Raw genomic sequence first — 23,043 nt, 5'->3', positions numbered from 1 at the left:
AGGGCACAATGCGAGTCTGTCATCAGCACTGGTTCGTGACCCTCATCGGGAGGAACCCGCCATGCGTATTGGAGTGCTCACCGGAGGCGGCGACTGCCCCGGGCTCAACGCCGTCATCAGGGCAGTGGTGCGTAAGGGGGTGAGCGTCCACGGCCACGAGTTCGTGGGTTTCCGTGACGGCTGGCGCGGCCCCCTCGAAGGCGACACGATGCCGCTCGACATCCAGGCCGTGCGGGGCATCCTGCCGCGTGGCGGCACGATCCTCGGCTCCTCCCGCACCAACCCCATCAAGATGGAGGGCGGCGTCGACCGGATCAAGGAGAACCTGTCAGCCGCCGGAGTCGACGCGCTGATCGCCATCGGCGGCGAGGACACCCTCGGCGTCGCCCGGCAGCTCTACGAACGCGACGTCAACGTCGTGGGCGTGCCCAAGACCATCGACAACGACCTGTCGGGCACCGACTACACCTTCGGCTTCGACACCGCCGTCAACATCGCGACGGAGGCCATCGACCGGCTGCACACCACGGCCGAGTCCCACCACCGGGCGCTCATCTGCGAGGTCATGGGCCGCCACGCCGGCTGGATCGCCCTGCACGCGGGCATGGCGGGCGGCGCCAACGTCATCCTCATCCCGGAGAAGCCGTTCGACATCGACCGGGTCTGCGAGTACGTCGAGTCGCGCTTCCGCACCCGTTACTCGCCGATCATCGTGGTCGCCGAGGGCGCCCATCCGATCGAGGGCCAGATGGAGCTGCAGGCCGGCACGCTCGACGCGTTCGGCCACGTACGGCTCGGCGGCATCGGCGAGGCGCTGGCCAAGGAGATCGAGAAGCGCACCGGCAAGGAGGCCCGCACCACGGTGCTCGGCCACATCCAGCGCGGCGGCACCCCGACGGCCTACGACCGCGTGCTGGCCACCCGGTTCGGGCTGCAGGCGATCGACGCGGCGCACGAGGGCGACTACGGCATCATGGTCGCGCTGCGCGGCACCGACATCGTCCGCGTCGGGCTCGACGAGGCCACCGCCGAGCTGAAGACCGTGCCGGTCTCCCGCTACGAGGAAGCCGAGGTGTTCTTCGGCTGAAAGCGGTTTGCAAGCGGCCGGCCGTACCCTCGGGCACAGCGGTTCCTCCGCTGCATCCCCTCAGGGTACGGCCCGCGCCGCAGCGAGTCGGCGGCCCACCACACGCGTCGCGAGCCGTGCCCGGGGGAGGCTACCTCCGCCTCGGCGCCTGCTGCGCGGGGCGCGGGGCGGTGCCGTTGTAGAGCAGCTCCTGCTGGTGCTGGGTGGCGCGCCGGCGCAACTGCAGCTTGGCCACGAGCTCGGCGTCCTCCCGCTCCTCCTCCTCCGACGGCGACAGGATCACCATGAGCAGCATGGTCAGCGTGATCAGGCTGATCACGGTCATGAGCGGGACGAGGAAGTCCAGCGCGTCCGCCCCGCCGACCTCGCCGGGCTCGGGGTGCACGGCGACCTGCATGGCGTACATGCCGGTGTAGTGCATCCCGGCCACGGCCGCGCCCATGACGAGGGAGGCGGCGGTGATCCAGAGGGTCTTCTTGACGCGGAGGGTGAACCACAGCGCCACGGTGGCGGCCACCACGGCGATGCCCACCGAGGCGCCCACCAGCAGCCGGTCGTAGGAGACGTGGGCCGACATGTTCATCGCGTACATGCCCAGGTAGTGCATCGAGGCCACGCCGAGGCCGGTGAGCAGGCCGCCGCCGAGCAGCGACGGCAGGCGGCCCTGGCCGTACGAGACCAGCAGCAGACCGGTGCCGACGACCACGATGGCCACGACCGCGGAGGCCGCGGTGAGCCAGACGTCGTACTTGATCTGGGTGCCGTTCACCTGGAAACCCATCATCGCGATGAAGTGCATGACCCAGATGCCGGTGCCGCCGATGGAGACGGCGGCGCCGAGCAGCCAGCGCACCCGCGCGCCGCCGCGCGAGGCGTGGGCCTGCGCGGTGAGGCGCAGCCCGAGCATCGACCCGATGCAGGACATCACGTACGCCAGCACGGGCGTGAGCAGTCCGTAGGTGAAGTGATTCACAGCAGAGGTCATCGATCGGTTCCTTGCCTTAGGGGTCCGAGGATTCTGGCATCCGAGATGTCCCTTTCGCATGGATAACGCAACTATCTGTCAACTGGACTGTCCGAAAACATGAAGGTCATTCACGCCTTCGGCGTGCGATCGAGCGGGTGCGGGGGGCGGACTAAACTCGATGCGTCGCGACGTTGCCATCTAGGCGCGCTTCTCCCCGTCTTCCGGAGGTTCCACCATGACGATGACCGCCCTGGGCGAGCCATGCGTTCTGCTCAAGCTGGGCGAGATCGTCCTCAAGGGCAAGAACCGCGAGCTGTTCGAACGCCGCCTGATCAGCAACATCCGCGAGGCGCTCCAGAGCGTCGACATCAAGGTCGACGTGCGCAAGCGGCACGGCGTGATCGCGATCTTCCTGCCGCAGGGCGCCACCGCCGAGCAGGCCGACGCCGTCGCGCGGCGCGTCGCCGACGTGCCCGGCCTGGTCTGGATCCACCGCGCCTGGCGCGTCGCCAAAGACCCCGACAGCGTGCTGAAGGCCGCCGTCGAGCTGGTCGGCGAGAGCGAGGAGGTCAAGCGGGGCGCCCGCTTCGCCGTGCGGTCCCGCCGCCGCGACAAGCGCTTCCCGATGACCTCCAACGAGCTCGACCGCTTCGTCGGCGGCGCCATCAACGACGAGTACGGCCTGCCCGTCGACCTGTCCAAGCCCGAGCTGACGGTGTCCATCGAGGTCGACCGCGACGAGGTGTTCGTCTTCACCGGCGGCATCCCCGGCCAGGGCGGCCTGCCCGTCGGCAGCAGCGGCCGGGCGCTCGTGCTCATGTCGGGCGGCATCGACTCGCCGGTGGCCGCCTACCGGATGATGCGGCGCGGCCTCCACGTCGACTTCCTGCACTTCTCGGGCATCCCGTTCACCACGTCCGAGTCGATCTACAAGGCGTACGCGCTGGTCAGGAAGCTCGACCGGTTCCAGGGCCGGTCACGGCTGTGGGTGGTGCCGTTCGGCAAGGCCCAGCAGTCGATCCGCAACTCCGGCCAGGACCGCCTGGCCGTGATCGCGCAGCGGCGGCTCATGCTCAAGACGGCCGAGGAGGTCGCCCACCGCATCCACGCCGCCGCGCTGGTCACCGGCGACGCGCTCGGTCAGGTCTCCTCCCAGACCCTGGCCAACATCACCGCCCAGGACAACGCCGTCGAGCTGCCGATCCTGCGCCCGCTGGTCGGCTGGGACAAGACCGAGATCATGGCCGAGGCCCGGCGCATCGACACGCTCGCGATCTCGGAGCTGCCCGACGAAGACTGCTGCTCCCTGCTGGCGCCCAAGCGCGCCGAGACCCGGGCCAAGATCGAAGACCTGAAGCAGATCGAGCGGCGGCTCGACGCGGAGGAGCTCTGCGTCCAGCTCGCCGACTCGATCCAGGAGTACACGCTGTAGGCGTCACACGGTGAGGGCCGCGGCGGCGGTCTTGCCGAGCAGCGCCGGGAAGTCGTTCATCACCTGGGCCAGCTCGCCCAGGTCGGCGCCGACCAGAGCCTGCGGGCCGTCGCAGAGCGCCTGCTCAGGGTGCGGGTGCACGTCGATGATCACACCGTCGGCGCCCACCGCGACGGCCGCGCGGGTCAGCGGCAGCACCAGCTCGCGCCGGCCGCCCGAGTGCGACGGGTCGACGATCACCGGCAGGTGCGACAGCCGCTGGGCCACCGGCACCGCCGAGACGTCGAGCGTGTTGCGGGTGGCCGTCTCGAACGTCCTGATGCCGCGCTCGCACAACACGATGTCGAGGTTGCCGCGCTGGGCGATGTACTCGGCGGCCATGAGCCACTCCTCGATCGTGGCGTTCATGCCGCGCTTGAGCATCACCGGCCGGCCCGCCGCGCCGACCGCCTGCAGCAGCGCGAAGTTCTGCATGTTGCGGGTGCCGACCTGCAGCATGTCGGCGTACGACGCCACCAGCTCGACGTCCTGGGCGTCCACGATCTCCGTCACGATCGGCAGGCCCGTCTCCTCACGCACGTCCGCGAGGATGCGCAGGCCCTTCTCGCCCAGCCCCTGGAACGCGTACGGCGACGTGCGGGGCTTGAACGCCCCGCCGCGCAGCAGCACCGCACCGGCGGCCTGCGCCATCCTGGCCGCCTCCAGCGTCTGCTGGTGGGTCTCCACCGCGCACGGCCCCGCGATCAGCGTCACGGTGTCGGGGCCGATCGGCACGCCTCCCACGTGGACGGTGGAGCGTTCCGGATGGTTCTCCCTGCTGACCAGCTTGTACGGCGTCGACACCCGCATCACGTCGCGCACCCCGCCCATCCCGCGCAGGGCGGCCGCGTCGAGCTGCGTCACGTCGCCGACCAGGCCGACGATCGTACGGCGCACGCCCTTGCTCACGAACGCCTCGACGCCCGCCGCCTGGACGACGGCCACGATCGACGCCAGATCCTCCGCGGTGGCCTCGGGCCCCATCACGATCACCATCTGCTGCTCTCTTCCTCGTCGGAAAGTCTCCAGGGAACACGAAAGGCCCCGGGTCCTGGAGGACCCGGGGCCTTTCGTTCGCCTTGTCTGCTAGCGCAGCGTCAGGTGGCGAACGGACTCGGGTCCGTCGCCATACCAAAAAATGAACGCGGTGCGCATAGTGCGTTCATCGTAGCGCACCCAACCCGCTCGCGAACCACGCGAGGTCCGGTGGCAGGATGGCTCAAGATGCGAGACCGGTGAGGAGAGTGATCGTGGAGGAGTCGCGCCTGCCTCCAGGCCAGTACGTCCCACGCGGCCGGCCCGTGATCCACTACGGCAGGGTGCCGGCGTTCAAGCCCGACAGCTGGGATTTCCGCGTCTTCGGGGCCACCGCCTCGGGAGAGGAGCACCGCTTCACCTGGGACGAGTTCGCCGCCCTGCCGCGCGTCACGCGCATCGCCGACTTCCACTGCGTCACGAAGTTCTCCCTCATGGCCAACGAGTGGGGCGGCGTCTCCCCGGCCACGATCATGGCCGCCGCCCCGCCCGACCCCGGCGTGCGGCACGTGATGATCTGGGCCGAGTACGGCTACAGCGCCAACCTGCGCATGTCCGACTTCACCGCCCCCGGCACGCTGTTCGCCCTGGAGCTCGACGAGAAGCCGCTCAACCCCGACCGCGGCTTCCCCCTGCGGATCGTGGTGCCCCACCTGTACGCCTGGAAGAGCGTCAAATGGGTGCGTGGCATCGAATACCTGCTGGAAGACCGGCGGGGCTTCTGGGAGGAACGCGGCTACCACAACATCGGCGACCCCTGGCACGAGCAGCGCTACTCCTACCAGGAAGAACCGGGCGACGGCCCGGCCTGATCGCAACCGTACGTTTTCCCCCGGGCACGCAGCGTTCTTGGCTACGGTTGCCCGCATGCTGACCACCGCATGGGTGGCGCTGTCCCCCCTTGCCTTCCTGCTCGGTTACGTGGCCGCCCGGGCCCCGTGGCGCCGTCCCGCTCGCTCCGGGGAGCGTGGCGGGGGCGGCGACGCGACGTCCGCCACCTATACGACCTTGCACGCCGCCGCGCTGGCCGCCCCCGCCCTGCGCGCCGGGCTCGACCGCGACTCCGCCCGCGGGGCCGTGCACCATCTGCGCGCCCTGCTCGGCACCCGCGGCGTGGCGATCACCTCGGCGGAGGCCGCGCTGGCCTGGGACGGCCCCTGCACGGACGACGTCCTCGTCTACGCCAGGGCCACGGTGGCCGCCGGGAGCGCCCAGGTCTTCCCCGGCGAGCCGCACGGGGCGGTCGTGGTGCCGCTGACCGTGGACGGCGCGGTGGTCGGCACACTGGCCGCCTACCACGACGCGGTGAGCGCCGCGCTCGTGCGGGCCGTCGTGGAGCTCGGCCGCTGGGTGTCCGGCCAGCTGGAGCTGGCCGAGCTCGACGCCCTGCGGCGGCGTGCGCTGGAGGCCGAGATGCGCGCCCTGCGCGCCCAGATCTCGCCGCACTTCGTCTACAACGCGCTCACCACGATCGCCTCGTTCGTCCGTACGAACCCCAAACGCGCCCGCGAGCTGCTGCTCGACTTCGCCGACTTCTCCCGGTACGCGCTGCGCCGGGCGCACGACTTCACCACGCTGGCCGACGAGCTCACCTGCGTCGACCGCTACCTGCTCCTGGAACGCGCCCGCTTCGGCGACAAGCTGCGCTTCAGCATGCAGGTGGCGCCCGAGGTGCTGCCCGTGCCGGTGCCGTTCCTCTGCCTGCAGCCGCTGGTCGAGAACGCCATCAAACACGGCATGCGCGGCCGGGGCGGCGGCGGCGAGGTGCGGGTCGTGGTCCGCGACGCCGGCCCCGAGGCGCACATCTCGGTGGAGGACGACGGCGCCGGCATGGACCCCGAGTGCGCGCGCCGCATGCTCGACGACGACCCCTCACGCGAGGGCAGCGGCATCGGGCTGGCCAACGTGGACCTGCGCATGCGCCAGATCTACGGCGACGCCTACGGGCTCGTCGTGGAGACGGCGCTGGGGGAGGGGACCAAGGTGCGGCTGCGCGTACCCAAGAGGCGATTCAGCTGAACGTGGCTGAATGATTACGCTACGCTTGCGTGTCCCAGCCGGGCTTTGCTTTCATACGGCAGCGTGGACATGCTGAGAGTTCTGGCCGTGGACGACGAAGTTCCCGCTCTGGAGGAGCTCGCCTACCTGTTGCGTCAGGACGAGCGGATCGCGCACGTCACGACCGCGGCCGACGGCGTCACGGCCCTGCAGGACATGGTCCAGATGATCGGCTGCGGCGAGCGGCTCGACGGGGTGTTCCTCGACATCCGCATGCCCGGGCTCGACGGTCTCGACCTCGCCCGCCTGGTGGGCGGCTTCCCCTGCCCGCCCCGGCTGGTGTTCGTCACGGCGCACGAGGAGTGCGCGGTGCAGGCGTTCGAGTTGGAGGCGGTCGACTACCTCCTCAAGCCCGTCAGGGCCGAACGGCTGTCGGAGGCCGTACGCCGGCTGGAGGCCGCCGCCTGCCCAGCCCCCGAGCCGGGCCAGGACGACGTGATCCCGGTCGAGCTGGGCGGGCGCACGCGGTTCGTGCCGCAGCAGGCCGTCTGGTTCGCCGAGGCCAAGGGCGACTACGTGCGCCTGCACACCGTCGACGGCAGCTATCTCGTCCGCATGTCGCTGGCCGCGCTGGAACGCCGCTGGTCGGAGGCGGGGTTCCTGCGCATCCACCGCAGCACGCTCGTGTCGGCGCGGCACGTCAGCGAGCTCAGGTTCGAAGGCGGGCGCGTCAGCCTCACCGTCGGCACCGAAACCCTCCAGGTGAGCCGCCGCCACAGCCGCCAAGTCCGCGAACAGCTGGTCCGCCAACACCGCAACGCCCTCTCCTGACCTCTCCCGCCCGCCTCCACCTCGCCGCTGACGCGCGCCCCCGGCACCTCGATTCCGCGCGCCTCCACCTTGCCGCTGACGCGCGCCGCCGGGCGCGTGGTCCCGCGCGCCTCCACCTTGCCGCTGACGCGCGCCCCCGGCACCTCGATTTCGCGCGCCTCGCCGACGTGCCGCCCATGATCCCGCGTGACTTCGCGATGCCGGCACCGCCTCGTCCGCCCAGCGACGGCCACGCCCGACCTCCGGCCTCCCCGCGTGGGGCGAACACCCGTGAGCGTCGCTCCCGCCTACCCGGCTGCGCGCCTGTCCGCGGGGTGGCGATCCGGCGACACGCGCCAGCCCGCCCGTGAGAGGCCCTCTGCGCGGCGGCGCTGCTCGTGTGGCGAGCCTCCCGTGCGAGTCGGCGCCCGGCCGTCCGGGTACGGCCTTGTGGCGCGGCGATGCGGTCGCCCTGCCGGCCGGGCCGCGCTTGCCGCCACCCCTCCGGCGAGCGTCGCGGGGCCGGTGGGGAGAGGATGGATCCGCGCAGACTCCGCCTCGCCGTCGCGAGCGCGCCTCCTAGGTCGTGTTTTCAAAGTGATCTAGGTGGTGGATCATGGTGTGGTGATCCGGCGTCATGAGCTCATTGATGAGGAGTGGGACAGGCTGCGGCCGTTTCTGCCCGTCTCGCGGTTAGGTCGTCCACGTGAGGATGACCGGCGGGTATTGAACGGCATCGTGTGGAAGATCCGTACCGGTGTGGCATGGCGCGATGTACCGCCCCGGTACGGGCCCTGGCAGAGCCTGTACACACGGTTTCGGCGCTGGGCCAAGGACGGCACGTTCACCACGATGCTGCAGGCGGTGCAGGCCGAGGCCGATGCCCGTGGCGACATCGATTGGCTGGTGGCGGTGGACTCGACCATCGTGCGTGCGCACCAGCACGCGGCCGGCGCCCGAAAAGGGGGCTCAGTCTCGGCGCGCAGGAGGATCACGCCCTCGGCCGATCCCGCGGCGGCCTGACCAGCAAGATCCACCTGGCCTGCGAGGGCGCCGGACGACCGCTGGCGTTCTGCCTGACCGGCGGCAACGTCAATGACTGTACCCAGCTGGAGCAGGTCCTGGCCGCCATCCGTGTCCCCCGCCCCGCCGGCGGCCGTCCCCGCACCCGCCCTGATCAGGTGGTGGCGGACAAGGGTTACAGCACCCGGAAGATCAGGGCGTACCTGCGCCGGCGGGGCATCGGGCACACCATCCCTGAGCGCAGCGACCAGATCGCAGCCCGGAAGCGGCTCGGGCGCCGTGGTGGCCGGCCACCACGCTTCGACCGAGCCCTCTACCGGCGCCGCAACGTCGTCGAGCGCTGCTTCAACCGGCTCAAGCAGTTCCGCGCTCTGGCCACCCGCTACGACAAGACCGCGACGTCCTACACCGCGGTCGTCACTATCGCGTGCCTGATGCTCTGGCTGTGATCATTTGAAGACACGGCCTAGCGACAGGGTCGCGCGGCGACGTGGCTGCCTGCGTGGTGCGGCGTCCGCGTAACACCGCCCTGGTCGTGCACTGCAGGCCTGTGGCGCGCGCGTGACGCCGCCGCGGGGCGTCAGGAAGTCGGTGCGGGGGGCGTGAAAGGGGGGTGTGCGGCGGGGTGGTGCAGGTTGGTGGCCGTTGTGGGTGCCGGAGCAGGATGGCGCGTCGCGCCTCAGGTGGGGGAGCAGGGGGCGGTGGGGGTGGTGGAACCGCTGGTCGGTGAGGGGGCATGCGATGGGCGCGTGCAACCCCTGCAACCTACCGCTCGTCGCGTACGGGTGACCGCTCGTCGTCTGGCCACTCTCCGTATGTCGATGACTACAGACCGCTCAACGAGCTGTCCGTAAACGGGGTTTCGCCCACAAGATCGCAACCGTAGTGTTTCGGCATCGGGAAGCCACTCCGGCGCATCGGGGGGACGAGCCGCAAGGCTCACAACAGGACTGATGCGCCGGCTTCACCGGCGACACGCACGTCGCCACGGCTGTCGGGCCCTTGACCGGGGGGTGGGGCCCGCCAAGCCGGATCTGTGAAGGGGCGTCTGCGCGGCCATGGAAGAGGCCCCGCGATCCGGCCCTCGGGGGCGGTCGGATCGCGTGAGCAGGCGCCCCTATCACGATTCCTACTGGGTTACCGGTCTTATCCGCCTTCGCCGCGGGCCCGGCGGCGCCAGCGGTCAGCCGTCGCGGAGCTTCTTCAGCAGCGTGATGTCCTCGGCGTGTTGGGGCGCCTTGCCGGGGGTCTCGATGCAGATGGGCACACCCGCCACCGCCGGATGGCGCATCAGCTCGGCGAACGCACCGGCGCCGATGTGGCCGGCCCCGATGTTCTCGTGGCGGTCCTTCTTCGCCCCGCACACGTCCTTGGAGTCGTTGGCGTGGATGAGCTTGAGCCGCCCGGGAGCGATCGCGTGCAGGGCGTCGAACGTCTCTTTCACCCCGCCCTCGGCGGCCAGGTCGTGCCCGGCGGCGAAGGCGTGGCAGGTGTCGAGGCAGACGCAGGCCCGCGGGTGCCGGTCGAGCGCGTCGAGGTACGGCTCCAGGTCCTGGACGGTCGCGCACAGCATGGCGCCCTGACCGGCCATCGGCTCCAGCAGCAGGTCGGGCCCGTCGTCGGGGATCGTGTCGAGCAGCGGCAGCAGGTTGTCGTGCAGCTGCCGCAGCGCCGCGTCACGGCCCTGGGTGACCGCGGAGCCGGTGTGCACGACGACGCCCTTGGCGCCGGTCTCCACCCCGCGTCGCAGCGCGTGGCGCACGACGGCGATGGAGTTGGCCAGCGTCTCGGCATTCGGCGAGCCGAAGTTGACGAGGTAGGGCACGTGGATGAACGCCGGCACACCCGACTCGGCCAGCTTGGCGTCCTCGTCGGGCTTGCCGTCGTTGAGCGCCCAGCCGCGCGGGTTGGTGACGAACACCTGGATCATTTCGGCGCCGATGTCGGCCATGTATTTCAGGCCGCCCGTCGCGAGGCCGCCCGCCACGGACACGTGTCCGCCGATCAGAGAAGTCGGGGTCATGATGCCTCCCAGTCTAGGCCCCGCCGGCAGGACCTCTGACCTGCGTGATCGTACGCGGTGCGACGGACAAAGCTTGCGCCAAGACCCCGTCGGACCCCCCTGGCGCGCCCCGCCTCGGGGAACGATCCGCTGCGTCCGGAACACGTCCGTCCAGACGGGGAGAGCCCATGCGTGCCGTCGCCATTTCCGCCTTCGGGGCCGACCCGGAGCTCGTCGAGCTGCCCGAACCGCAGCCACGCCCCGGCGAGCTCCTCGTACGCCTGCGCGCCGCCGGCTACAACCCCGTCGACACCAAGATCGCCGACGGCGCCATGAGGGACCGCATGTCACCGTCGTTCCCGTTCGTCCTGGGCCAGGACGGCGCCGGCAGCGTGGCCGCGCTCGGCGAGGGCGTGACCGGCTTCCGGCTCGGCGAGGAGGTGTACGGCCGCTTCACCGACCCCTCGCGGGCCTGGGCAGCTACGCCGAGTACGGCGTGGTGGCGGCGGACGGCCCGGTGGCCTCGATCCCCAAGGGCATGATCCTGGAGCAGGCCGCGGCCGTCCCCACCGCCACCGCGACCGCGCGGGCGCTGGTCGAGGAGTCCCGCCTGGACGAGGGCCAGACGGTGCTGATCGTCGGGGCGACCGGCGGCGTGGGCCAGGCGGCGACGCAGCTCGCCGCGCTGCGCGGCGCTCGCGTCATCGCGACAGCCGCCCCCGACGCGGCCGACACCATGCGCCGCCTGGGCGCCGCCGAGACGGTGGACCACCGCGGCGGCCCGGTCGCCGACCAGGTGCTCGCCGCCCACCCCGACGGGATCGACGCGGTCTTCGACCTGGTCTCCACCGCCGGCGGCACGGCGCCGCTGGAGGGCCTGCTGCGCCCCGGCGGCGTGATCTGCAGCGTCCTGCGCGCCGTCGACCCCGACGCGCTGGCCGCCAGGGAGCTGCGCGGCATCAACGTGGTCAACACGGTCACCGGCCCGGCGCTGAGCGAGCTGGCCGACCTCATCGACAGCGGCGAGCTGCGCGTCCAGGTGCAGGCGCAGATCCCGCTGGAACGGGTGCCCGCCGTGCTGGCCGACATCGCCGCGGGCCACGCCCGCGGCAAGACCGTGTTCACCATGTGAGAGCGGCTGTTGGAGCATGGCACGAAAAGTACGGGCCATCCGGGCGGTCAGTTCGGAGTTCTCGCGGATGGACCGGGCACGGAACGCATGTGTGTACTTCTGACATGCCCGACACGCTGGAAGCCTTCAACGCCCTGCCCACGGCCGAGGCCGAGCGGGAGCTGCTCGCCTGCTGCGCCAGCCCCGCCTTCGCCGGCCTGGTCGCCTCGCTCAGGCCGTACGGAAACCTGGACGGGCTGCTGGAGACGGCGGGAAAGGTCGTGCGGGAGCTGGAGTGGGGCGACGTGCTGGAGGCGCTGAAGGCGCATCCCCGCATCGGCGAGCGCGCGGGCGGGGACGGCAGGGAGGCGACGTGGTCGCGCCAGGAGCAGTCCGGCGTCGAGGAGCGGCTGCGCGCGGCGCTCGCCGAGGGCAACCGGGACTACGAGGGACGGTTCGGGCACGTCTACCTCGTCTGCGCCACCGGGCTGACCGGCGCCGAGATGCTGGCCCGGCTCCGCGAGCGGCTGCGCAACGACGAGGAAAGCGAGCGCGACGTCGTACGCGGCGAGCTGGCCGCCATCGTGCGGCTGCGGCTGGCCAAGCTCATGGGGGCGGGCGGATGAGCTTCTCCACGCACGTGCTGGACGCGGTGACCGGCCGCCCGGCCGCCGGCCTGCGGGTCCGCCTCGAACACGAGGGCGGCGTCGTGGCCGAGGGCCGCACCGACGCCGACGGCCGGCTCAAGGGGTGGCAGCCGGAGGCCGGGGTGCACCGCGTCGTCTTCGACACGGGGGCCTACCTGGCCGACACGTTCTACCCGGAGGTCGTCGTCACCTTCACCGTGACCGACCCGGCGCAGCACTACCACGTGCCGCTGCTGCTCAGCCCGTACGCCTACTCCACCTACCGAGGGAGCTAGATGTCCGTCAAGCTCGGCCCCAACCGATACGGCAAGGCGGAGACCAGGCTCGTCCACGTGGCCAGGGAAGGCCCCGTCCACCGCATCAAGGACGTCAACGTCAGCACGTCGTTGTCCGGCGACACGGAGGCCGTCCACCTCACCGGCGACAACGCCGCCGTCCTGCCGACCGACACGCAGAAGAACACGGCGTACGCGTTCGCCAGGAAGCACGGCGTCGGCCAGATCGAGGAGTTCGCCCTGCTGCTGGCCCGGCACTTCGTCACCTCGCACCCGTCGATCCACCACGCCCGCGTGGAGATCGAGGAGTACGGCTGGAACCGCGCCGGGCCGCACTCGTTCGTCCGCGACGGCGGCGAGGTGCGGACCTGCGTCGTCCACCACGACAGGCGGGGCGACAGCACCGTCGTGTCGGGGCTGAAGGACCTGGTGGTGCTCAACACGACGGGCTCGGAGTTCCACGGCTACATCGTGGACGAGTACACGACGCTGCCGCCCACCCGCGACCGCGTCCTCGCCACCGCCGTGACCGCCCGGTGGCGGCACACCGGCGAGACGGCGTCGTACGCCCAGTCGTACGAGCGGACCCGGCAGGCCCTGCTCGACGCGTTCGCCGGCACCCACAGCCGCTCCCTCCAGCAGACCCTGTACGCCATGGGGGAGCGCGCCCTGACCGTCTGCCCCGAGATCTGCGAGGTCAGGCTCGCGCTGCCGAACAAGCACCACCTCGTCGTGGACCTGTCGCCGTTCGGGCTGGACAACGACAACGAGGTGTTCCACGCCGCCGACCGCCCGTACGGGCTGATCGAGGGCAGTGTGCTGCGTGAGGACGCGCCCGACCCCCGATTCGCCTGGGAGTAGCCGATGGACTTCTTGCGGCCCACGACGTGGCACGAGGCGCTGGCCGCCAAGGCGGACCGGCCCGACGCGGTGCCCCTGCAGGGTGGCACCGACGTGATGGTCGAGCTCAACTTCGACGTGCGCAGGCCGGCGGCGCTGCTCGACCTCACCCGGGTGCCGGAGCTGCGCGCATGGGAGATGACCGGCGGGTACTGCCGGGTGGGGGCGGGGGTGTCGTACGCGACGGTCATCGACGAGCTGTCCGGGTCGCTGCCGGGGCTGGCGCAGGCGGCGCGCACGGTCGGCTCGCCGCAGATCCGCAACCGCGGCAGCGTCGGCGGGAACCTCGGCGCGGCCTCGCCCGCCGGCGACAGCCACCCGCCGCTGCTGGCGGCCGGGGCGGTGGTCGAGGTGGAGTCGCGCGAGCGCGGGGTCAGGATGATCCCCGCCGCCGAGTTCTACCTAGGGGTCAAGCGCAGCGCGCTGGAGCCGGACGAGCTGATCAGGGCCGTGCACGTGCCGCCCGCCACCGGCCCCCAGTACTTCTCCAAGGTCGGCACCCGCAACGCCATGGTGATCGCGGTGTGCTCGTTCGCGATCGCCCTGCACCCGCGGGAAAGGCGGGTCGGGACGGGCATCGGCTCGGCCGCGCCCACCCCGCGCCGCGCCCGGGAGGCCGAGGACCTGCTGGCCCGGGAGCTGGACTGGTCAGCGCCGCTGGACCCGGCGCTGGCCCACCGCTTCGGCGAGCTGTGCGCGCGGGCCGCCGCGCCGATCGACGACGTACGGGGCAGCGCCGCGTACCGGGCGCACGCCCTCGGCGTGCTGGCCCGCCGGACCCTCACCTGGGCCTGGAACGACTACCGGAGGGCCGCGTGATGCGCGTCACGTTCACCGTCAACGGCCGCGAGCAGAGCGCGGACGACGTCTGGGAGGGCGAGAGCCTGCTCTACGTACTGCGCGAGCGCCTCGGCCTGCCCGGCTCGAAGAACGCCTGCGAGCAGGGCGAGTGCGGCTCGTGCACGGTGTACCTGGACGGCGTGCCGGTCTGCGCCTGCCTGGTCGCGGCCGGGCAGGCCGAGGGGCGCGAGGTGCGCACGGTCGAGGGCCTGGCCGACGGGGGCGCCCTCGACCCGGTGCAGGAGGCGTTCGCGGAGTGCGGGGCCGTGCAGTGCGGCTTCTGCACGCCGGGCCTGGTGGTGCAGACCCACGACCTGCTGGCACGCGTGCCGGGCCCGTCGGACGCGGAGATCAGGGAGGCGCTGGCGGGCAACCTGTGCCGGTGCACCGGTTACGAGAAGATCCTCGACGCGGTACGGCTCGCCGCCGCCCGCAAGGCGAAGGGAGCGGGCGATGCGTGATGCCACGGATCAGACGGTGCTGATCACGGACGTGGCGATCGCCCCGGTCGCCGGCCCCGAGATCAGATCCGGATATATCAGGATCGAGGGTGACCGCATCGACGAGCTGGGTCCCGGGCCCGCCCCCGACGTCCCCGGCGCCGCCCGCATCGACGGCGCCGGCTGCCTGGCCACGCCCGGCCTGGTCAACACCCACCACCACCTGTACCAGTGGGCCTGCCAGGGCCTCGTCCAGGAGGCCACGCTGTTCGAGTGGCTGGTCGCCCTCTACCCGGTGTGGGCCGCCATGGACGCCGAGGTGGTCAACGGCGCCGCCACCGCCGGGCTGAGCTGGCTCGCCCTGTCGGGCTGCACCACCACCAGCGATCACCACTACGTCTTCCCCAAGGGCCGGGGCGACCTGCTCGCGGCCGAGATCGAGGCCGCCCGCGAGGTCGGCGTGCGCTTCCACCCGGCGCGTGGCTCGATGGACCGGGGACGGTCGAAGGGCGGCCTGCCGCCGGACTCCGTGGTCGAGGAGCTGGACGACATCCTGGCCGCCACCGCCGAGGCCGTGGACGCCTACCACGACCCGTCGCCGTCCTCGATGCTGCGCGTGGTGGTCGCGCCGTGCTCGCCGTTCTCGGCCAGCGCCGAGCTGATGACCGAGTCGGCCGCCCTGGCCAGGGCCAGGGGCGTACGCCTGCACACGCACATCGCCGAGACCCTCGACGAGGACGAGCACTGCCTGGAGCAGTTCGGGATGCGCCCGGTCGACTACATGGACAAGCTCGGCTGGCTCGGGCCGGACGTCTGGTTCGCGCACGCCGTGCACCTGAGCGACGCCGACGTCGGCAAGCTGGCCGCCACCGGCACCGGCACCGCGCACTGCCCGTCCTCCAACGGGCGGCTCGGGGCCGGGATCGCGCGCGTGTCGGAGCTGCTGCGCCGCGGCGCGCCCGTCGGCCTCGGCGTCGACGGCAGCGCCTCCTCCGAGCTGACGCCGCTGGCCGGCGAGATGCGCCAGGCCCTGCTGTTCCAGCGCGCCCGCTACGGCCCCAGGGCGCTCACCGCCCGCCAGGCCCTGGAACTCGCCACGCTCGGCGGCGCCCGCAACCTCGGCCGCGACTCCGAGCTCGGCACTCTGGAGCCCGGCAAGCTGGCCGACATCGCCCTGTGGCGGGTCGACGGGCCTTTCACCGCCGCCGTCGCCGACCCGGTCTGCGCGCTGGTCTTCGGGCCCCCGCCGCCGCTCGCCCGCGTCCTGGTCGGCGGGCGTACGGTGGTGGCGGACGGCGAGCTGAGGACCCTCTCCCAGGACGCCGCCGGGCGCGCGGGCGCCGCCGCCCGCCGTCGCCTGCTGCGCCTGGCCGAGGAACAGGGCGTCACCGCCGCGCCGCACTAGCGACCGCCCGCACTATGGTGTGAAATGTCCGGAACGAGGAAGAAGGGCGGTCCCGTGGCGGGAGATCTGACAGAGGAGCGGCTGGCGCGGCTCAAGAGCACCTTCGCCGCGATCGACACCGACGGCGACGGTTACATCAGCGAGGCCGAGCTGAAGCGGCACTTCCCCGACCTCCCGGCGGAGGCCCTGGGCGCGCTGAGCCAGGAGGCCGACTCCGACCAGGACGGCCGCTACTCCCTGGAGGAGTTCATCCGCACGGTTTCCTAGAGCTGCCCGCTTCCTAGAGCTGCCCGCTCAGCGGGCGGACAGGGCGCGTTCGAGCGGGGTGCGGAAACGGGGCGTGACCGTGACGCCGCCGAGCCAGGAGGCCAGGGCGGCCGCCTCGGTCTCGACGGCAGACCGGGCATCGGCGCCCACGTCCTCGAGCAGCCGCCACACGATCTCACCGCCGGGACGCTGCGCCCAGCCGCCCACGACCCGGCCGTCCCACCACACCGTGGGCCCCACGTTGCCGCTGCGGTCGAACAGCTCGGCGCGGTGCTCCTGCGGCAGGTACCACTCGCGCGCCTGCCAGCCCATCGGCGTGGGGTCGAGCGCGGGCAGCAGCGCGGCCCACGGCTCCGACGCCCCGGACCCGGCCACGTCATCGAGGTCGCCGGGCAGCACGTACCCGGTGCCCTCGGCCAGCTCCACCGCGACCGCGCCGACGGCGGCCAGCGCGGCGCGCACCTGCTTGAGCGTCCAGCCGGTCCACCACTTGAGGTCGGCCTCCGTGCCCGGCCCGAACGCCGCCAGCCACCGGCTCACGAGCCGCGCCTGCGCCTCGTGCACGGCCAGCTCCGCCATCTCGGGCGCCAGGCCCCAGCGGTGCTGCCCGCTGAGCCACGTGCCGGACGGGCGCGCGCCCCGGACGAGCAGGCCGTCCATCGCCATCAGGGCGAGCAGCCGCGAGCCCACGCTCACCTCGGCCTCGTACGGCTTGCCGGCGGCCACCAGGAACTTCTCACGCAGCCGCGGCTCCAGCGCCCCCAGCTCGGCGGCCGTGGCGTCGCCGTGCTCGGCCAGCAGCCGCCGCACCGACGCCTCGACGTCCTTGACCCGGGCCTCGTCCCAGCCGCCCTCGGCGAACAGCTTCAGCACCGACGCGCGCTCCCTGCGGGCGATCGCCACCGCCGAGGAGTGGTGGACGACCGGCACCAGCTCCGCGGGCACCACGAACACCGTGCGCCGCATCCCGGTCATGCGCACGAGCGTGCGGTCGGCGTACAGGGCCCGCTCGACCGGCTCGGGGCCGGGGGCGGACAGGCGCGCGCCCGCCGACAGGAACACGGTCGCCGGGTCGGTGCCGTGCAGCGCCACCACGGACGCCGCGGCCTCCTCCGGTGTGGCCGCCTTGACGGCCAGCCGGTGCCGCCGGGCCAGCCGCGCCTGCCGCTGCCGCGCCGAGATCCGCAACGACGTCTCCTCTCCGGCGGGCCCCTCCCAGGGAGTGAGGGTAACGGCCCGGGATGTGATGATGAGTCACGCCTTCCTGCCCGCTCGCACCGGGCAGGAAGGCGTGTCAGGACATTGTTCATCATCAGGTGGGAGTTCGTAGTGGTTCAGCACGTTCTGGTTGCCCCTGACAAGTTCAAGGGGTCGCTGACGGCGGCCGAGGTGGCCTCCCGGGTCTCGGCCGGACTCGGCGTGCCCACCGTGGAGCTGCCGGTCGCCGACGGCGGCGACGGCACCGTCGACGCCGCCGTCGCGGGCGGGTTCGGCCGGATCACGATCGAGGTCACCGGGCCGACCGGCGAGCGCGTGCCCGCCTCGTACGCCTGGCAGTCCACCGGAACGGCCGTGATCGAGCTCGCGGAGGCCTCCGGGCTGCGCCGCCTGCCCGGCGGGCACGAGCCGCTGACGGCCACCAGCTACGGCACCGGCGAGCTGATCGCCGACGCCGTGCGCCGCGGGGCCGGGCGGGTCGTCCTCGGCCTCGGCGGCAGCGCCTGCACCGACGGGGGAGCGGGCATGGCCCAGGCCCTCGGCGCCCGGCTGCTCGACGCCGAGGGCCGCGACCTGCCGCGGGGCGGGGCCGCGCTGAAGGACCTCGCGCGCATCGACCTGTCAGGCTTCCTCGACATCTCCGGCGTCGAGTTCGTCGTCGCCAGCGACGTGGACAACCCGCTGCTCGGCCCGCACGGCGCCGCCGCCGTCTACGGCCCCCAGAAGGGCGCCACCCCCGAGGACGTCACGACGCTGGAGGCGGCGCTGGCCCGCCTGGCCGCCGTCGCGACCACGACCCACGGCCTCATGGGAGCCGTGGAGCACGACGGCGTGCCGCGCACGATGGGCGTGGCCGGGGCGCCGGGGGCGGGGGCGGCCGGCGGGGTCGGGTTCGCGGCGCTGGCGTTCCTGCACGCCGAGATCCGGCCCGGCATCGACTACCTGCTCGACCTGCTCGGCTTCGGCGAGGTGGTGCTCGGCGCGCGGCTGGTCGTCACGGGGGAGGGCTCGCTGGACGCCCAGTCGCTGCGCGGCAAGGCCCCCGTCGGCGTCGCGCAGGCCGCCGCCCGGGCCGGCGTGCCCGTCGTGGCCGTGTGCGGCCGCCGTACGCTCACCGACGCCGAGCTGAAGGCGGCCGGCATCGAGGCCGCGTACGCGCTGACGGACCTCGAGCCCGACCCCGAGCGGTGCATGGCCGAGGCCGGCCCGCTGCTCGAACGCCTCGCCGCCCGCCTCGCCGCCGACCGCCGCCTCGCGGAGGGCGCCGCGTGAGCGCGTACGACCTCGTCGTCCGCTCGCGCAGGACCGTCACGCCCGAAGGGGAGGGGCCCGCCGCGGTCGCCGTGCGCGGGGAGACGATCGCGGCCGTGGCCGGATACGCCGACCCGCTGCCCGCCGCCGAGGACGTCGACCTGCGCGACCTGGCCCTGCTGCCCGGCCTGGTCGACACCCACGTGCACGTCAACGAGCCGGGCCGGGCCCACTGGGAGGGTTTCGCCTCGGCCACCAGGGCGGCCGCCGCCGGAGGCGTCACCTCGCTCCTCGACATGCCGCTCAACGCGCTGCCGCCCACCGTCAGCACCGGGGCGCTCGACGCCAAGCTGCGGGCGGCCGAGGGGAGGTGCCACGTGGACGTCGGGTTCTGGGGCGGGGCCGTGCCGGGCAACGTCAAGGAGTTGGCGCCCCTGCACGAGCGCGGGGTCTTCGGGTTCAAGTGCTTCATGGCGCCGTCGGGGGTGGAGGAGTTCCCGCCGCTCGGCGCCGGGGAGCTGCGCGGAGCCCTGGAGGAGATCGCCGGGTTCGGCGGGACGATGGTCGTGCACGCCGAGGATCCGGCGCTCCTGCGCGAGCCGGGCGGGCCGACGTACGCGGAGTTCCTGGCCTCGCGGCCCGGGGAGGCCGAGCGCGGCGCGGTCGAGCGGCTGGTCGCGCTGGCCGCGGAGACCGGCGCCCGGGTGCACGTCCTGCACGTCTCCAGCGCCGCCTGCCTCGACGTCCTGGAGGACGCGCGGGCGCGGGGCGCGGCGGTCACCGCCGAGACCTGCCCCCACTACCTGACGCTGGCGGCCGAGCAGGTGCCCGAGGGGCGCACGGCGTACAAGTGCTGCCCGCCGATCCGTTCGGAAGCCAACCGTGACCTGCTGTGGGACGGGCTGGCCAGAGGAGTGCTGAGCTGCGTCGTCTCCGACCACTCGCCGTCGCCGGCCGACCTGAAGGTGCCGGACTTCGCCGCCGCCTGGGGCGGCATCGCCTCGCTGCAGCTCGGCCTGTCCGCGGTCTGGACGGAGGCCGCGCGCAGGGGTTTCGGGCTGGAGGACGTCGTCCGCTGGATGTCCGCCAATCCCGCCGCAATGGCTGGTATTTCGCGAAAAGGGGGGATAAGGGTGGGCAATGATGCTGATCTCGTCGCCTTCGACCCCGCGGCGGCCCACGTGGTCGACGCCACCCGCCTCCACCACAAGAACCCCGTCACCCCGTACGACGGCCGCACCCTCACGGGCGTCGTCCTGACCACCTGGCTGCGCGGCCGGCCCGTGGACGGCGAACCGCACGGACGATTCCTCTGGAGGGCTCACTAGATGCCCGGATTCACCGCCCTGCCCGACCTCGCCCTGCGCACCTTCGGCGGTGCGGTCGTGGCCGCCAGCGACGAGTCGTTCGCCGAGAAGGAGAGCCTGATCAGGCCCGGACGCCCCGGCTTCAGCCCGGAGACGTTCGGCAGCAAGGGCCAGGTGTACGACGGCTGGGAGACCCGCCGCCGCCGCGAACCCGGCCACGACTGGGCCCTCGTCCGGCTCGGCGTGCCGGGCGTGATCCGCGGCGTGGTCGTCGACACGGCCTGGTTCACGGGCAACTACCCGCCGCACGCCTCCGTCGAGGCGGCCTCGGTCGAGGGACACCCGTCACCGGCCGAGCTGCTGGAGGCCCGCTGGACGGAGATCGTCCCGCTGTCCGCGCTCAAGGGCGACGCCGAGCACCGCTTCGAGGTGGCCGACGAGACCCGCTACACCCACGTACGGCTGAACATCCATCCCGACGGGGGCGTGGCGCGCCTGCGCGTGCACGGCGAGGCCCGCCCCGACCTGTCCGTCCACGACGGGCTCGGCCTCGACCTGGCCGCGCTCGCCAACGGCGGCCTGGTCACCGACTGCTCCAACGCGTTCTACTCCGCGCCCAACAACGTCATCGCGCCCGGCCTGGCCCGGCATCAGGCGGAGGGCTGGGAGACCGCGCGACGGCGCGAGGGCGGCAACGACTGGCTGGTCATCCGGCTGGCCGGGCGCGGGGTCATCAGGCTGGCCGAGATCGACACCACCAACCTGCTGTACAACGCGCCGGGCGCGGTGGCGCTGACCGGCCTGGACGGCGAGCGCGAGGTGCCGCTGCTGCCCCGCACGCGCCTGCAGCCCGACACGCCGCACCGCTTCCGCCTGGCCCACCGCGACCCGGTCACCCACGTACGGGTGGACATCCATCCCGACGGGGGGCTGGCCAGGGTGCGCCTTCACGGCCATCTGGCCTGAGAGGGCCCCTGAGGGCGCTCCCGGGGGCTACTGCCAGAGGTAGACCGTCGTGCCCGGCGGGCGCTCGCTGTTGGGCAGCGGCCGCTGGAACTGCACCACGCCGCCGTTGCCCAGCCGCTGCACGCGTACCTTGAAGCCGAGCGCCTCCAGCTCGGCCTTGGCGTCGCGCACGTCCTTGCCGATCACCCCGGGCACCAGGGCGAACTGCTGGTCGTCGCGGGCCTCGGAGTCGTCGTCGCCGTCACCGTCGCGGTCGCCGCCGCGGAACCACTGCCAGAAGTCGACCTGACAGCGCGACACCGTGACCATGACCGGCGCGCCCTGGTCGACCTCGGTCTTGGCCTTGGGCGACTGGGCGATGACGGTGCACGGCTCGGCGTCGTCGTCGACCTCGTTGACCTGCACCTGGAAGCCCTGGGCGCCGAGGTAGCCGGCCGCCTCGTCCTTCGGCATGCCGGACACGTCGGGCATGACCAGACCGGCGCTGACGAAGATGTCGACCTTCGCGCCCTTCTTCACCTTCTCGCCCACCTGCGGGGACGTGCGGATGACCTTGTCGCGCTCCACCTCGTTGTTGGCCAGGCGCTTGACCGAGCCCACGGTCAGCCCGGCGGCGGCGATCGCGGCGCGCGCGTCGTTGCCGTTCATGTTGGCGACGTTGGGGACGACGATGCGCTCAGGCCCGAGCGAGAGCGTCAGCGTGACCGTGGAGCCCTTCTCCAGCTGCACCTCGGCCGCCGGGTCGGTGGCGATCACCAGGCCCTCGGCCACCTTCTCGCTGTACTCGCTCTCGCCCTTGCGCGCCTGCAGGCCCAGCGCGGCGATGTTCTTCTCGGCCACCGCGAGGTTCTGGCCCGCGACGTTGGGCACGCCGACGAGCTCGGGCCGCGAGAAGAACCAGCCCGTGAACCCGACCGCGACCACCATCACGGCCGCCAGCGTCACCAGGAGCCAGTGGGGACGGAACCCGCGCCGCTGCGGCACCTCGGCGCGCGGCTGGATGAGGGTGTGGCCCGGCGGGGCCTGCGGCACGGAGGCGGCGCCGGACACGGCGAAGTGCTGCGGCGGCAGCGAGTGCGCGCCGGACACGGGCGGGGTCGTCGTGCGCGGCAGCGCCCGATGGGACTCCACCGCCCGCACGAGCATCGCGGTCGCGTCCTTCGGGCGGTCGGCCGGCTCACGCGCGGTCGCGTGCGCCACCAGCGCGTCGACCAGCTGCGGCACCTCGGGCACCAGCGACGACGGCGCCGGCACGGTGTCGTGGACGTGCCGGTAGGCCACCGACATCGGCGTCTCGCCGTCGTACGGCTGCTCCCCGGTCACCAGCTCGAACAGCATGATGCCCGCGGCGTAGACGTCGCTGCGCACGTCGGCGGCGCCGGTCATCACCTGCTCGGGCGCCATGTAGCCGATCGTGCCGATCATCATGCCGGTACGGGTCTGGTTGGTCGCCTCGATCGCCCTGGCCAGGCCGAAGTCGACGACCTTGACGCGGCCGTCGTCGGTCATCAGGACGTTCTCCGGCTTGACGTCGCGGTGCACCATCCCGGCCTGGTGGGCGGCGCCCAGCGCGGCGAGCACCGGGATCAGGATCTCCAGCGCCTCGCGGGCGGGCAGCCGGCCGCGCTGGCGCAGGATGTCGCGCAGGGTGCGGCCGGGGACGTACTCCATCGACAGGTAGACGACGTCGTTGTCGGTGCCCTGGTCGAAGACGTGCACGACATTGGGATGGGAAAGACTGGCGACCGACTTGGCCTCGCCGATGAACCTCCGGACGAACGCAGGGTCGGCGGCCAGCGAGCGGTGCATGACCTTCAGCGCCACCGTCCGGTCGAGACGGATGTCGAGCGCCAGGTAGACGGTAGCCATACCGCCCTGGGCGATCCGGCTCTCGATGCGGTAACGCCCATCGAGGAGTCGACCGACCAGCGGGTCCGCAGTCGTCGTATCCACCCCGCTGAGTTTACGGGCGTTTTGCCACTGGCAGGGCCCCACCGCCCGAAACCGATGCGGAGACGTGCCT

Annotated in this window: 22 protein-coding genes and 1 pseudogene; 18 read left to right on the top strand and 5 right to left on the bottom strand. The window is 72.5% G+C overall.

Going from position 1 to position 23,043, the window contains the following annotated elements; all coding sequences use genetic code 11:
- Window positions 1-61 precede the first annotated feature (61 nt).
- A complete protein-coding gene (locus ACIBP6_RS18240) occupies window positions 62-1,087 on the top strand; it encodes a 6-phosphofructokinase (protein ID WP_132612888.1) in 1,026 nt (341 codons plus the stop codon).
- Between the two features lie 130 nt (window positions 1,088-1,217).
- On the opposite strand, the gene ACIBP6_RS18235 is transcribed toward ACIBP6_RS18240, so the two are convergent.
- On the bottom strand, window positions 1,218-2,072 hold the full coding sequence (locus ACIBP6_RS18235; RefSeq protein WP_165969740.1) for an MHYT domain-containing protein: 855 nt from the start codon (window positions 2,070-2,072) through the stop codon (window positions 1,218-1,220).
- Window positions 2,073-2,289: 217 nt separating this feature from the next.
- On the opposite strand from ACIBP6_RS18235, the gene thiI reads away from it, so the two are divergent.
- Window positions 2,290-3,486, top strand: coding sequence for a tRNA uracil 4-sulfurtransferase ThiI (gene thiI, locus ACIBP6_RS18230; RefSeq protein ID WP_132612890.1), 1,197 nt, complete (start codon window positions 2,290-2,292; stop codon window positions 3,484-3,486).
- A 3-nt stretch (window positions 3,487-3,489) separates the two neighbouring features.
- Here thiI and aroF read toward each other — a convergent pair whose 3' ends face one another.
- Window positions 3,490-4,521 carry a 3-deoxy-7-phosphoheptulonate synthase gene (gene aroF, locus ACIBP6_RS18225; protein WP_397053492.1) on the bottom strand — a complete coding sequence of 344 codons (1,032 nt, stop codon included), beginning with the start codon at window positions 4,519-4,521 and terminating at the stop codon, window positions 3,490-3,492.
- 239 nt (window positions 4,522-4,760) lie between these two features.
- Here aroF and ACIBP6_RS18220 point away from each other — a divergent pair, with 239 nt between their 5' ends.
- The 4 genes and pseudogenes from ACIBP6_RS18220 (at window position 4,761) to ACIBP6_RS18205 (ending at window position 8,840) form a co-directional block, all read left to right on the top strand.
- The gene (locus ACIBP6_RS18220; protein WP_246074876.1) at window positions 4,761-5,372 is read left to right on the top strand and encodes a sulfite oxidase-like oxidoreductase; all 612 of its coding nucleotides are present in this window, start codon (window positions 4,761-4,763) and stop codon (window positions 5,370-5,372) included.
- A 55-nt stretch (window positions 5,373-5,427) separates the two neighbouring features.
- Window positions 5,428-6,579 carry a sensor histidine kinase gene (locus ACIBP6_RS18215; protein ID WP_397053489.1) on the top strand — a complete coding sequence of 384 codons (1,152 nt, stop codon included), beginning with the start codon at window positions 5,428-5,430 and terminating at the stop codon, window positions 6,577-6,579.
- A 69-nt stretch (window positions 6,580-6,648) separates the two neighbouring features.
- A complete protein-coding gene (locus ACIBP6_RS18210) occupies window positions 6,649-7,389 on the top strand; it encodes a LytR/AlgR family response regulator transcription factor (RefSeq protein ID WP_132612910.1) in 741 nt (246 codons plus the stop codon).
- Between the two features lie 606 nt (window positions 7,390-7,995).
- Window positions 7,996-8,840 (top strand): annotated as a pseudogene (locus ACIBP6_RS18205) (IS5 family transposase).
- A 734-nt stretch (window positions 8,841-9,574) separates the two neighbouring features.
- On the opposite strand, the gene ACIBP6_RS18200 reads toward ACIBP6_RS18205, so the two are convergent.
- Window positions 9,575-10,414: a deoxyribonuclease IV gene (locus ACIBP6_RS18200; protein WP_397053487.1), complete on the bottom strand. Its 840-nt coding sequence runs from the start codon at window positions 10,412-10,414 to the stop codon at window positions 9,575-9,577.
- Between the two features lie 167 nt (window positions 10,415-10,581).
- Between ACIBP6_RS18200 and ACIBP6_RS18195 the strand changes: the two genes are divergently transcribed.
- The 9 genes from ACIBP6_RS18195 (at window position 10,582) to ACIBP6_RS18155 (ending at window position 16,278) form a co-directional block, all read left to right on the top strand.
- Window positions 10,582-10,935 carry an alcohol dehydrogenase catalytic domain-containing protein gene (locus tag ACIBP6_RS18195; protein ID WP_397053485.1) on the top strand — a complete coding sequence of 118 codons (354 nt, stop codon included), beginning with the start codon at window positions 10,582-10,584 and terminating at the stop codon, window positions 10,933-10,935.
- The gene (locus ACIBP6_RS18190; RefSeq protein WP_397053483.1) at window positions 10,890-11,525 is read left to right on the top strand and encodes a zinc-binding dehydrogenase; all 636 of its coding nucleotides are present in this window, start codon (window positions 10,890-10,892) and stop codon (window positions 11,523-11,525) included. The genes ACIBP6_RS18195 and ACIBP6_RS18190 overlap by 46 nt, the downstream gene beginning before the upstream one ends.
- 104 nt (window positions 11,526-11,629) lie before the next feature.
- Window positions 11,630-12,130, top strand: coding sequence for a 2-oxo-4-hydroxy-4-carboxy-5-ureidoimidazoline decarboxylase (gene uraD / locus ACIBP6_RS18185; RefSeq protein ID WP_397053481.1), 501 nt, complete (start codon window positions 11,630-11,632; stop codon window positions 12,128-12,130).
- On the top strand, window positions 12,127-12,426 hold the full coding sequence (gene uraH, locus ACIBP6_RS18180) for a hydroxyisourate hydrolase (protein WP_132622637.1): 300 nt from the start codon (window positions 12,127-12,129) through the stop codon (window positions 12,424-12,426). The genes uraD and uraH overlap by 4 nt, the downstream gene beginning before the upstream one ends.
- Window positions 12,427-13,287, top strand: coding sequence for a factor-independent urate hydroxylase (pucL, locus tag ACIBP6_RS18175; protein WP_397053478.1), 861 nt, complete (start codon window positions 12,427-12,429; stop codon window positions 13,285-13,287).
- Between the two features lie 3 nt (window positions 13,288-13,290).
- On the top strand, window positions 13,291-14,145 hold the full coding sequence (locus ACIBP6_RS18170) for an FAD binding domain-containing protein (RefSeq protein WP_397053476.1): 855 nt from the start codon (window positions 13,291-13,293) through the stop codon (window positions 14,143-14,145).
- Window positions 14,145-14,627 (top strand): (2Fe-2S)-binding protein, encoded by a 483-nt coding sequence (locus ACIBP6_RS18165; RefSeq protein WP_397055358.1) that lies wholly within the window; start codon window positions 14,145-14,147, stop codon window positions 14,625-14,627. Before ACIBP6_RS18170 ends, ACIBP6_RS18165 begins: the two co-directional genes overlap by 1 nt.
- Window positions 14,620-16,011, top strand: coding sequence for an 8-oxoguanine deaminase (locus ACIBP6_RS18160; protein WP_397053474.1), 1,392 nt, complete (start codon window positions 14,620-14,622; stop codon window positions 16,009-16,011). Before ACIBP6_RS18165 ends, ACIBP6_RS18160 begins: the two co-directional genes overlap by 8 nt.
- 24 nt (window positions 16,012-16,035) lie before the next feature.
- Window positions 16,036-16,278, top strand: coding sequence for an EF-hand domain-containing protein (locus tag ACIBP6_RS18155; RefSeq protein WP_246075660.1), 243 nt, complete (start codon window positions 16,036-16,038; stop codon window positions 16,276-16,278).
- A 27-nt stretch (window positions 16,279-16,305) separates the two neighbouring features.
- On the opposite strand, the gene ACIBP6_RS18150 is transcribed toward ACIBP6_RS18155, so the two are convergent.
- The gene (locus ACIBP6_RS18150) at window positions 16,306-17,466 is read right to left on the bottom strand and encodes a winged helix DNA-binding domain-containing protein (RefSeq protein ID WP_397053472.1); all 1,161 of its coding nucleotides are present in this window, start codon (window positions 17,464-17,466) and stop codon (window positions 16,306-16,308) included.
- Between the two features lie 141 nt (window positions 17,467-17,607).
- Between ACIBP6_RS18150 and ACIBP6_RS18145 the strand changes: the two genes are divergently transcribed.
- From ACIBP6_RS18145 to alc, 3 genes are read left to right on the top strand one after another with little or no spacing between them, the layout of a single operon-like run.
- The gene (locus ACIBP6_RS18145) at window positions 17,608-18,768 is read left to right on the top strand and encodes a glycerate kinase (RefSeq protein ID WP_397053470.1); all 1,161 of its coding nucleotides are present in this window, start codon (window positions 17,608-17,610) and stop codon (window positions 18,766-18,768) included.
- Window positions 18,765-20,075 carry an allantoinase AllB gene (gene allB / locus ACIBP6_RS18140; RefSeq protein ID WP_397053468.1) on the top strand — a complete coding sequence of 437 codons (1,311 nt, stop codon included), beginning with the start codon at window positions 18,765-18,767 and terminating at the stop codon, window positions 20,073-20,075. The genes ACIBP6_RS18145 and allB overlap by 4 nt, the downstream gene beginning before the upstream one ends.
- Window positions 20,076-21,020 (top strand): allantoicase, encoded by a 945-nt coding sequence (gene alc, locus ACIBP6_RS18135; RefSeq protein ID WP_397053466.1) that lies wholly within the window; start codon window positions 20,076-20,078, stop codon window positions 21,018-21,020. It begins immediately after the preceding gene.
- 27 nt (window positions 21,021-21,047) lie between these two features.
- Here alc and pknB read toward each other — a convergent pair whose 3' ends face one another.
- Complete coding sequence (gene pknB / locus ACIBP6_RS18130; RefSeq protein ID WP_397053464.1) at window positions 21,048-22,973, bottom strand: Stk1 family PASTA domain-containing Ser/Thr kinase; 1,926 nt, start codon at window positions 22,971-22,973, stop codon at window positions 21,048-21,050.
- Window positions 22,974-23,043 lie beyond the last annotated feature (70 nt).

Source organism: Nonomuraea terrae, assembly GCF_044465245.1.
In the GTDB taxonomy this organism is placed as follows: Bacteria; Actinomycetota; Actinomycetes; order Streptosporangiales; family Streptosporangiaceae; genus Nonomuraea; species Nonomuraea terrae.
The sequence above is the reverse complement of the archived record's forward strand: the minus strand, read 5'-3'. Positions and strand labels throughout refer to the sequence as shown.

Coding starts and splice junctions, on each gene's coding strand:
- ACIBP6_RS18240 (WP_132612888.1), top strand. CDS start 62: ATGCGTATTGGAGTGCTCACCGGAGGCGGCGACTGCCCCGGGCTCAAC.
- ACIBP6_RS18235 (WP_165969740.1), bottom strand. CDS start 2,072: ATGACCTCTGCTGTGAATCACTTCACCTACGGACTGCTCACGCCCGTG.
- thiI (WP_132612890.1), top strand. CDS start 2,290: ATGACGATGACCGCCCTGGGCGAGCCATGCGTTCTGCTCAAGCTGGGC.
- aroF (WP_397053492.1), bottom strand. CDS start 4,521: ATGGTGATCGTGATGGGGCCCGAGGCCACCGCGGAGGATCTGGCGTCG.
- ACIBP6_RS18215 (WP_397053489.1), top strand. CDS start 5,428: ATGCTGACCACCGCATGGGTGGCGCTGTCCCCCCTTGCCTTCCTGCTC.
- ACIBP6_RS18210 (WP_132612910.1), top strand. CDS start 6,649: ATGCTGAGAGTTCTGGCCGTGGACGACGAAGTTCCCGCTCTGGAGGAG.
- ACIBP6_RS18200 (WP_397053487.1), bottom strand. CDS start 10,414: ATGACCCCGACTTCTCTGATCGGCGGACACGTGTCCGTGGCGGGCGGC.
- ACIBP6_RS18195 (WP_397053485.1), top strand. CDS start 10,582: ATGCGTGCCGTCGCCATTTCCGCCTTCGGGGCCGACCCGGAGCTCGTC.
- uraD (WP_397053481.1), top strand. CDS start 11,630: ATGCCCGACACGCTGGAAGCCTTCAACGCCCTGCCCACGGCCGAGGCC.
- uraH (WP_132622637.1), top strand. CDS start 12,127: ATGAGCTTCTCCACGCACGTGCTGGACGCGGTGACCGGCCGCCCGGCC.
- pucL (WP_397053478.1), top strand. CDS start 12,427: ATGTCCGTCAAGCTCGGCCCCAACCGATACGGCAAGGCGGAGACCAGG.
- ACIBP6_RS18170 (WP_397053476.1), top strand. CDS start 13,291: ATGGACTTCTTGCGGCCCACGACGTGGCACGAGGCGCTGGCCGCCAAG.
- ACIBP6_RS18165 (WP_397055358.1), top strand. CDS start 14,145: ATGCGCGTCACGTTCACCGTCAACGGCCGCGAGCAGAGCGCGGACGAC.
- ACIBP6_RS18160 (WP_397053474.1), top strand. CDS start 14,620: ATGCGTGATGCCACGGATCAGACGGTGCTGATCACGGACGTGGCGATC.
- ACIBP6_RS18155 (WP_246075660.1), top strand. CDS start 16,036: ATGTCCGGAACGAGGAAGAAGGGCGGTCCCGTGGCGGGAGATCTGACA.
- alc (WP_397053466.1), top strand. CDS start 20,076: ATGCCCGGATTCACCGCCCTGCCCGACCTCGCCCTGCGCACCTTCGGC.